Origin of the sequence: Chitinophaga sp. (assembly GCF_036569125.1) — a bacterium.
Classification (GTDB): Bacteria; Bacteroidota; Bacteroidia; order Chitinophagales; family Chitinophagaceae; genus Chitinophaga.
In genome coordinates, this window is the sequence record NZ_DATCRF010000399.1 from 1 (window position 1) to 8,994 (window position 8,994).

Sequence of the window (8,994 nt, forward strand, 5' to 3'; positions counted from 1 at the left end):
GTATAACCTTCCGCACCTCCCACATCAATAAAGCTGGAAAAGGAAAAACGCCCCAGCGCGTTTAGAATAGAACGGGTAACCATGTACCGCGCAATATTGCTGGTGGCCGCATATTTGGTGCGATAGCCATAAATGGGCTGATGGGAAAAGTGAATGCCATCAATGGTTTTGGAAAACCATGAGTTAACAACTTTTTTAACCTCCTGGGTATACGGGTCCTGGGTAAAGCTTTCGCCGGATGAAGTGATCATGCTGGTATAGACAGCAGCATGCAGGCGAAAGGTTGGGTACGGCAGGAAATAAATTTACTGCGTAGGCAGCTGGTCAAACAAATAATACAAAGGCGATTCCTCCAGCACTTTCCGCTCACCTTCTTCCCACTTAATAAGCCGGATAAAACCTTCCGCTATTTCAATGCCGGTAATATCCCCGTCACTAAAACAGCAGCAGCCGGTATTAAAGTAGGTGGGCTGCGCCATGGTTTTTACAAATTGTTTGCCGGCATATTCTGCGCGGCGCTTTTCCAGCGCAGCCTGCAGGGTGTTCATGAGCGCTGTGTTGCCCGCCTGTTTTGCTTTTTCCAGCTGTTTTGTGATCCGGTCAATATGATCAAGGGAAGCAAAAACCGGTTTATGCGTGTGCCCGGAAATTAAGAACGTGTTTTTATATTCCAGGGTCCATTCATACATCACCACGTTGTGGCGGTCTACCAGGTCAAACGAGTCGGAAATGGTATCTACACGGATATCCAGGAAACGCTGGATGGGCGTCCAGATGGCGGCTACAAACCATTTGGAAAAGGCATTGCCATCGCTCCGCAGGTCGCCCTGGTGGCCGTGTGTCAGCAGAAAGGAGTAGGTTTGGTTGTTATAGGGTATTTGCAGCACCAGGCCTTCATACACCTTCAGCTTTTCGCCAAAAATGGGTTTCAGGAACTGCTGGCGGGGGATCAGGTAGTTCCATTCCAGGTCATGATTCCCGAAAATGCGGTAATAGCGGGTTTGCTGCAGGAACTTTGCTTCTTCCAGTAAGCTTAGCCGGTTTTTTTCAATTACCGTGGTGGGTTTGTTTTCCCACAGCTCCTCACAGTCGCCCAGGTTTATGAGCGTATAGTCGTTACTGTAATACCAGCTGAGAGCGGTCATGTAATTGCTTTCTGCTGTGGCAAAATCATCTGCTGCGTCTTTGCCGCCCTTGTGCTGGTCGGAGAAGATGATGAAACGCGTGTTTTCCGGCAGGCACGAAAAGGTGACGCCGCGGGTGGTTTTTCCTTTTTGCAGCTCCTGCAGCAGCTGGCTGAGCGAGCTGAAAACAGCCGCCTTTTCCGGGTGGGATGATAACCTGTCAGCCAGCCAGATCACGGGTTTGCGGAATACCCATTGAAGAAGTTTCTTCAAATTTTAGATTTTAGATTCACGATTTTAGATTTGCCGTTTCATTCACATCAATCAAATATAAGACCTAAAGTCAACTATTCGCTTTAATCAAATCGTAAATCTAAAATCTGAAATCGTAAATAGTATTATCTTACTTCTATGAAAAACAGCATAAGGCTTTCCACGATCATCTCAGCAGTACTGCTCCTGAGCGCCTGCTCTGTTATACGCAAAGCCACGGGTAAGAAGGAACTGCAGTGGTATAAAAGCAGAACCTGGGCGGATGGCATGCCGCAGCAAATGTTCACCGGTTTTAATTACAACACCTTTTACCGCCAGTATCATGCCGACTCCCTGCGCTGGAAAAAAGCTTTCCGGTTTATAAAGGAAAACAATCTGCAGGAAATGGCCCCCGGCAAATACCCGATCGACAGCAACATTGTGTTTGCATCCGTTACTGCGGGCCCTTTACGTGCTTTTGAGCAAACCAAATGGGAGTTTCATAAAGACTACACCGACATCCAGTACATTATAAAAGGAAAGGAGATGATAGGCGTGGCGCCGGTAACCGTTACGGCCGCCAACCCCTTTGCCGGTATTGATACCAGCGCCGCAAAATACTATACGGCCCGGCCGGATACTATTTATATGCTTTTCCCGCACGATGCGCACCGCCCCACCATACAGGTACCCGGCGAAACCATTGTTAAAAAGCTGGTTATAAAAGTAAAAACGATAGACCTGCCGGTTGAGCAGGATTAATGTTTAAAAAAGCTGTCCGGTACCTCTGTTATGGGGCTGTTGCCTATGCTGTATTTCAGGCCCAGTGAAAATCCGCCGCCGCCTTCAATGAAATCAAGGGTAAAGGGGTGCAGGCCTTTCTGCAAAGCCACCTGCCCAGATTTTTCAATGGGTGCATGCTGCCCGTCGTTATTTACCACTTCCTTATCGCCAATGGTTAATACGCCGCCATCATCACACAGGAAATAAAAGCTGTACACGCCTGTTTCCGGCACATCAATAAAGCCTGTGTATTTTAAACCAAAGCTGGGCGCATTTACGGAGGCAGGCACTACCAGGTCCTTTGCCACAAACTGGCTGTCGGGCTCAGAAGTTTTCATGCCGCCGGTATTTAGGTAATATTTTTTGTAGTAAGCGCATTGCAGCCCTTCCTTTACAGGGGCAAAGGTTTGTACGGCCGGCTGGTAAGCCTCTTTTTTATATTGCAGCGTATAAATATCACCGCGGCTACGGCCGGGGCTAAACGCTGCCAGCTTAATGGTAACCGGTTTGGTAATTACCAGCGGTTTATTTAATGCGGGGGAGCTGAACTGCGGCAGGCTGCCATCTGTAGTGTAATGCAAAGTAAGGTCGGGCAGCGGCTTTTTAATATCCAGCACAGCCTTGTCTACAAATACATTCTGCGCTGTAAAACCACCCAGGTCAGGCAGGCGGTAATGCACCTTTAATGTTTCCAGCCGTTTGAAATGGGCGGGCAGGCGTTGCTGAAAGGCAGTATAATCAAGGTTCTTGCTCCACACCCTTTCCGCTAATGCCAGCATGCGGGGAAAGTATAAATAATCGGCACGGCGCTCAGAAGGCACATGTTCTGACCACAGGTTGGCCTGTGCGCCAATGATGAACGATGCCTGTTCAGCGCTGAGCTTTTCCGGCACTACCTTAAACTTATAAATATTGGAAAGTGAATTAGCATCGGGCTGGTTATCAAAATACAAAGGGTTACCAGGGCTCATAATTACATGGTTACCGTTGCGGGCCGCTGTAACAGGGGCATCCGGCACCCAGCTGCGCCAGTACATTACATTGGCAGTAGGGCTGATGCCGCCTTCCAGGATCTCATCCCAGCCTATAAGCTTTCTGCCTTTGGACTGGAAAAAGCGTTCCATACGTTTTACAAAATAGCTTTGCAGCTCGGCTGTGTTCTTTAATCCTTCTTTTTCCATCAGCGCAGTGCAGGCCGGGCTTTTTGCCCATGTTTTACGGTCTACCTCATCTGCTCCCAGGTGAATGTATTCCGATGGGAATAAGGCAATGATCTCTGAAAAAACATTTTCTGCAAATTCATAGGTGCCTTCGTTACAGGGGCAGATGGGAGTGGAGAATAGCTCGCCCCATTTGCTGCCGCCTTCGCACGACAGCTCCGGAAAAGCATGTATAGCGGCCATCATATGGCCCGGCATATCAACTTCAGGAATAATATCAATGTAGCGCGCAGCCGCATATTTTACCAGCGCTTTTATTTGCTCCTGTGTATAAAAGCCGCCGTAGAGGGTTTTGCCATCCCGTTTAATAATATGGGAAGCATCAATAGCCATATCAGGGTTCTCTTTCGACTGGCGTATGCAATCCGAATCGTTCTTGTCAAACGTGCGCCAGGCGCCCTGCTGCGTAAGCGCAGGATATTTTTTGATCTCTATACGCCAGCCCTGGTCGTCTGTTAAATGCAGGTGCAGCTTGTTCATCTTATAAAGCGCCATCAGGTCCAGTAGCTTTTCCAGGTATTGGATGCTGAAAAAGTGGCGGGATACATCCAGGTGAAGGCCCCTCCATGCATAGGAAGGTTCGTCTGTGATGCTAAGCGCCGGTACGGGCAGGCGCTGCGCGGATGCTGTTCTCTTTTCAACGGCCAGGGGCAGGAGCTGCCGCAGGGTTTCCACTGCGCGGAACATACCTGCGCCGGTTTGGGCTGATAGCACCACCTGGCTGGCAGATACATTGATCCGGTATCCTTCTGCAGCGGTGATGGTTTCATCCTTTCGCAGCACGATCTGTCCTTTAGCCGCTGTAGCCAGTGGTTTGCCCAATGCCTGTTTCATGAGGCGCTGCAGCTGTGCTGCTGCATTTTCAAAACCGGCATCTGCCTGAATGGTGCTGCGCGGTGTAATTGAAAAGGTTCCGCTACCGGCTTCCAGTGAAGCAGGGTAGGGGATCAACGGAAAACGGGCATTGGTTTGTGCGCATACATAAGCGCCCTGCAAGGTGATGGCTGCTATTAACAGGAGCCTGGAAAGAAGACGTGTCATTGTTCTGTTTAAACAGGTAAAGCTACTGAAGGGTTCAGCGAAAAACAATACATGCGGAAAATGGCGGTATTAATTGGTTAAAATGTATCACTATCTTTATGCCCCTAAACCTATCGCATGCAAAGTAAAACGGTTCTGTTGCTGGGCGCTAATTCCGATGTAGCCAAAGCGGCCATTAAACAATACACCGCCAAAGGTTACCGGGTAATAGCGGCCTCCCGCAGCACCGCTGCGCTGCAGGCTTTTGTGCAGCAGGAAGTGCCGAAAAAGGAGCAGGTGACCATCCTTTACTTTGATGCGGCTGATTTTGCAAGCCATGCCGGCTTTTACCAACAGCTGCCTGAAAAGCCCCACATTGTGGTATATGCCGCCGGTTACCTGAAACAAAATGAAGAAGCCCTGCTTGATTTTGAAGGCAGCTTTCGCATGATGCAGGTACATTATGCAGGCGCCGTATCTATCCTGAACATTATTGCCATGGATAAGGAAAATGAGCGGTTGGAGCGTATCATAGGCCTGTCGTCGCTTTCAGGGGTAAGAGGGCGTAAGAGCAATTTTATTTACGGCAGCACCAAAGCAGCCTTTACACAATACCTGGCCGGCTTACGGCAGTATCTTTTCTCCCGCCGCATTATTGTAAATGTGATCGTGGCCGGCTATATCCGTAGTAAAATGACGGCCGGGCTAAACCTGCCGGAGCCTTTAATGCTGGAGCCTGCATATATTGCTGCAGCAGTAGTGAATGCAGGCAGCGGTTTCACCATTGTACCCGGTTTTAAATGGAAGCTGATCTATACTGCGCTGAAATGGATGCCGGAAAAGCTGGTAGCTAAGCTGCCGTAAGAATATCAGCTGCTCCTGAACTGGTTAAAGGATTGCCAGTATTTGTCTTTATAAATAGTGAAGCCGATTTCGATTTGCCCGGCGTACCGGTCTTTAATGTCATACACTACTTTAGAGGGTTTCCTGAAATCTTTACAGGCAAAGAAGATCTCCCGCACGCTGTTGGCGGTTTGCCGGCCAATGTTCAGGTAACCTTCATAATCTTTCAGCTCGCTTAATATGGCATCTTCAATCTCGTTCAGCAGCTGGTAGGTAGCATCATTGGGCATGCCGCCATCATTTTTACTGCCGTATTTTATTTCAACGTTTAAGATCCAGGGGTGAGAGGCTTTGCTATCCCATTCCAGCAGATCGGTGTTGATGACTGCCAGCAGCATATTGCCGTTCTTCAGCTTTGCTTCCAGCATGGCGTAGTTGTCGTTTTCCGTATCGTGCCGGGTACCCTCATATTTTTCTATGAACTCTTTCTGCCGCCAGATCAGGAAATCCTTCAGCTTTTCAATGGGGATCCATTCCTGCTGTGCTTCATGGTTCCGGATCACTTTTAAATTATCAATCGTGGTGGCAAAGTTCAGCTCACCCAGGTAGGTATCCAGGTAAATGTAGATGCCGTTAATGATGGTTTGTTTATTTTCTTCATTCAGCTCATCATGCGTGATCACAATATCTATTTCATCAGGATACTCCGGGATTTCGTTCGCATAAAAACGCATCGTATCACTGTTAAACAGGTGGCCGGCCATTTTAAGATTGCTGTTGCGGATGTCTGACGCCGGTTTAAAAGCAGTGAACTTCCAGCCCGGAATATCGGGCGCCGATTGTATCAGCTCCTCCACGAAAACAATGTGTTTAATAGCTCCTTCCGCGGTGATCACCAGGTCTACGGTATTATCATCCAGCATACCGGTTAAAAAGTAAAAGCCTTCTTTCAGCTCACCCAATTTGGACGACAGCTTATCAAAAAATACCTTTTCAATATCGCCTCTTTCCTTTACCACCTTAAAAAAGGTCTTTTCATTTTTCCGGAACCAGTTCCAGAAATCTTCGTAAGACCTTATAGGCGCCTCTTTTTTGGAAAAAATGCTTTTTAAAAGACCCATTGATGTCAGCTTTTTTAGTACGGTTATGTTCAGGGCTGAAGATAAGCACTTTTTAGCATGAAGATGTGCTGCTTTGCTGTTAATTACCGGAGAAGTATCTTATATTGCGTGTCAATCTAACACTCATTGAACCACGGATATATGAAAAAGCTACTTGTTATACTGCTTATTGCCTGCAATGCTGCTGCTTATGCGCAGTCTTCCACTAACTTTCATGACTGGGCGGCAACACCCCCAATGGGCTGGAACAGCTGGGATTGTTACGGCCCCACCGTTACAGAGGCGGAGGTAAAAGCCAATGCAGATTACATGGCCAAAAACCTGAAGAAATACGGATGGGAGTATGTGGTGGTTGATATACGCTGGTACGTAGCTAATGATAAATCGCACGGTTATAATGAAAAAGATCCGCAGTATAACATAGATGAATACGGCCGTTTTCAGCCCGCAGTGAACCGCTTTCCATCATCAGCCGGCGGCAAAGGCTTTAAGCCCCTGGCCGATTACCTGCATAGTAAGGGCTTAAAGTTCGGCATCCACATTATGCGGGGTGTACCGGTAATAGCGGTGCAGCGCAAGCTGCCCATAAAAGGCACCCAGCTGACCGCGCAGGATATTTACTCTGATAAAGACCAGTGCCTGTGGCTGCACGATATGTACACCGTGGTGCCCGGCAAGGCCGGCGCGCAGGAATATTACAACGCCCTTTTTGAAATGTATGCATCCTGGGGACTTGATTTTGTGAAGGTAGATGATCTGTCGGCGCCCATTTATTTTGCAGAAGAAATAGAAATGATCCGCAAGGCCATAGACCGTACAGGCAGAAAGATCGTGTTAAGCACCTCGCCGGGAGAAACACCCATCGCGCATGCAGCGCATGTACAGCAGCATGCCAATATGTGGCGCACCGTGAACGATTTCTGGGACAGCTGGGAACCGTTAAATGAGCACTTTGAAGTGTTTGAGCGCTGGAATAAATGGCGGGCAGCAGGCGCCTGGCCCGATGGCGATATGCTGCCTTTAGGACGCATAGGCATACGGGCTGAGCGCGGTAACCCGCGTATGACCAAGTTCACCCGCCCCGAACAATATACCTTAATGACCTTATGGTGCATCTTCAGATCACCGCTGATGTTTGGCGGCAACCTGCCTGACAATGACGCCTTTACCACTTCACTGTTAACCAATAAAGGGGTGCTGGCTGTTTTAAATCACAGCACCAATAACCGGCCGCTTTTTAACGATGCCGATAAAGCCGCCTGGATAGCGGAAGAACCAGGCACGGGCGCACGTTACCTGGCTGTTTTTAATAAAGCAGATAAGGAGGCGCCTGTTTCAGTGAACCTGGAGCAGCTGGGCATTACCGGCCCCGGCGCCATTACAGACCTTTGGAGTGGAAAGCCAATGGGCAAATTCTCCGGCGTATTTGCTCCGGCTATTCAGCCACATGGAGCAGGCTTGTATAAAATAAAGTAAGCCATGTTCTAATTCAGTACCTTCAGTGAAACATGGAATTGATAGATATCATCGGGTTTATAGCGGGCATCTGCACCGCAACGTCATTAGTGCCGCAATTAGTTACCACGCTTAAACAAAAGAAAGCGCAGGAAGTGTCGCTGTTCATGTTCATTGTTTTGCTCATGGGCAATGCTTTGTGGATCTGGTTTGGCGTGGCTAAGTCGGAGCTGCCTATTATATTAACCAACTCATTTTCGCTGCTGCTGAATATTATTATGCTGGTGCTGAAGTACAAGTATAAAGACAATGAATAGCGGTGTTAATAGGAGAAGTACCGTCCTCCTATCCTGCGAAACAGCATGCAAGTTGTAGAACAATCTACCCAATCTATTATGCTGGAAGCAGCTAAGCCATAGCCATGCAGGCCAGTCTTCAAAACGGCACAGATTATGTAAAAGCTGTTAATATCACCAAACAACTATCGCATGAAGCAGCTCACTTACAGCATGTTAGCACTGATCGCCGTAACACTTACCAGTTGTGAGGTAATAGGCGGTATTTTTAAAGCCGGCGTATGGACGGGTATTATAGCCGTAGCCATTGTGATAGGATTGATCATTTTCCTGGTCACCAGGGGGCGAAAATAAAGGCCGGGCTTTTCTTTTTTGGTATATCAGCAGGCGTTAGTCCGGATGGTTTGGAAAATTACGCCGGCGATTACTCGGAGGTAAAGCCTGTAACGTTTCTGATAGATGGGCTGTTCCGGAAGGGGCTGCCCTTCTTTTTTTGCAGCAGCCCGGACAGCATTTTGAAAAACAAATATATCGGCGTAACTATACAAAGTAAACCCGCCTATACCATGAAACGAAGCCGGATACTTACAGGTATCTCCATTTTGTTGCTCACTATTTCATTTGCCGCGAATGCCCAAACAGCCGGCAGCCGGTTCATTACCTATACAGCGGATCTTAAAAAGCAGCAACTGCAGCTGTACTGGAAAGATGATCAGCATAAACCTTTCGGAAGTATACAACGTTTAAAGAGCTGGCTGGAAGCGCGTAAACAGCGGCTGGTATTTGCCATGAACGGCGGCATGTATAAACCTGATCATTCCCCGCTGGGTTTGTACATCGAGAACAGTGTCACCCTTTCGCCGTTAGATACTGCCAACGG

General features: G+C 48.1%; 9 protein-coding genes and 1 pseudogene. 6 read left to right on the top strand and 4 right to left on the bottom strand.

Translation table 11 applies throughout. From position 1 onward, the window contains the following. Together VIM87_RS14910 and VIM87_RS14915 are read right to left on the bottom strand one after the other, a co-directional pair. Window positions 1-251, bottom strand: a 251-nt coding sequence (locus VIM87_RS14910; protein ID WP_331997760.1) for a hypothetical protein, incomplete at its 3' end; no start/stop codon positions are given. Window positions 252-305: 54 nt separating this feature from the next. Then, entirely contained in the window at window positions 306-1,397 is a 1,092-nt protein-coding gene (locus VIM87_RS14915; protein ID WP_331997761.1) for a metallophosphoesterase, read from the bottom strand. A 138-nt stretch (window positions 1,398-1,535) separates the two neighbouring features. Here VIM87_RS14915 and VIM87_RS14920 point away from each other — a divergent pair, with 138 nt between their 5' ends. Then, on the top strand, window positions 1,536-2,138 hold the full coding sequence (locus tag VIM87_RS14920) for a YhcH/YjgK/YiaL family protein (protein WP_331997762.1): 603 nt from the start codon (window positions 1,536-1,538) through the stop codon (window positions 2,136-2,138). Here the strand turns inward: VIM87_RS14920 and VIM87_RS14925 are convergent. Further along, window positions 2,135-4,420, bottom strand: coding sequence for a family 20 glycosylhydrolase (locus tag VIM87_RS14925; protein ID WP_331997763.1), 2,286 nt, complete (start codon window positions 4,418-4,420; stop codon window positions 2,135-2,137). The two genes, VIM87_RS14920 and VIM87_RS14925, sit on opposite strands and share 4 nt — an antisense overlap. Window positions 4,421-4,537: 117 nt before the next feature. Between VIM87_RS14925 and VIM87_RS14930 the strand changes: the two genes are divergently transcribed. Further along, window positions 4,538-5,263 (top strand): SDR family NAD(P)-dependent oxidoreductase, encoded by a 726-nt coding sequence (locus VIM87_RS14930; protein WP_331997764.1) that lies wholly within the window; start codon window positions 4,538-4,540, stop codon window positions 5,261-5,263. Window positions 5,264-5,268: 5 nt separating this feature from the next. Here VIM87_RS14930 and VIM87_RS14935 read toward each other — a convergent pair whose 3' ends face one another. Beyond that, window positions 5,269-6,363 (bottom strand): DUF695 domain-containing protein, encoded by a 1,095-nt coding sequence (locus VIM87_RS14935; RefSeq protein ID WP_331997765.1) that lies wholly within the window; start codon window positions 6,361-6,363, stop codon window positions 5,269-5,271. A gap of 141 nt (window positions 6,364-6,504) precedes the next feature. On the opposite strand from VIM87_RS14935, the gene VIM87_RS14940 reads away from it, so the two are divergent. From VIM87_RS14940 to VIM87_RS14955, 4 genes and pseudogenes are all read left to right on the top strand, one after another. Further along, window positions 6,505-7,839: a glycoside hydrolase family 27 protein gene (locus VIM87_RS14940; protein ID WP_331997766.1), complete on the top strand. Its 1,335-nt coding sequence runs from the start codon at window positions 6,505-6,507 to the stop codon at window positions 7,837-7,839. 32 nt (window positions 7,840-7,871) lie between these two features. After that, window positions 7,872-8,135, top strand: a complete 264-nt coding sequence (locus VIM87_RS14945; RefSeq protein WP_331997767.1) for a SemiSWEET transporter — start codon at window positions 7,872-7,874, stop codon at window positions 8,133-8,135. 171 nt (window positions 8,136-8,306) lie between these two features. Then, complete coding sequence (locus tag VIM87_RS14950; protein WP_089919611.1) at window positions 8,307-8,468, top strand: phosphatidate cytidylyltransferase; 162 nt, start codon at window positions 8,307-8,309, stop codon at window positions 8,466-8,468. A gap of 212 nt (window positions 8,469-8,680) precedes the next feature. Next, window positions 8,681-8,994: pseudogene (locus VIM87_RS14955) on the top strand (hypothetical protein); the annotation flags it as partial.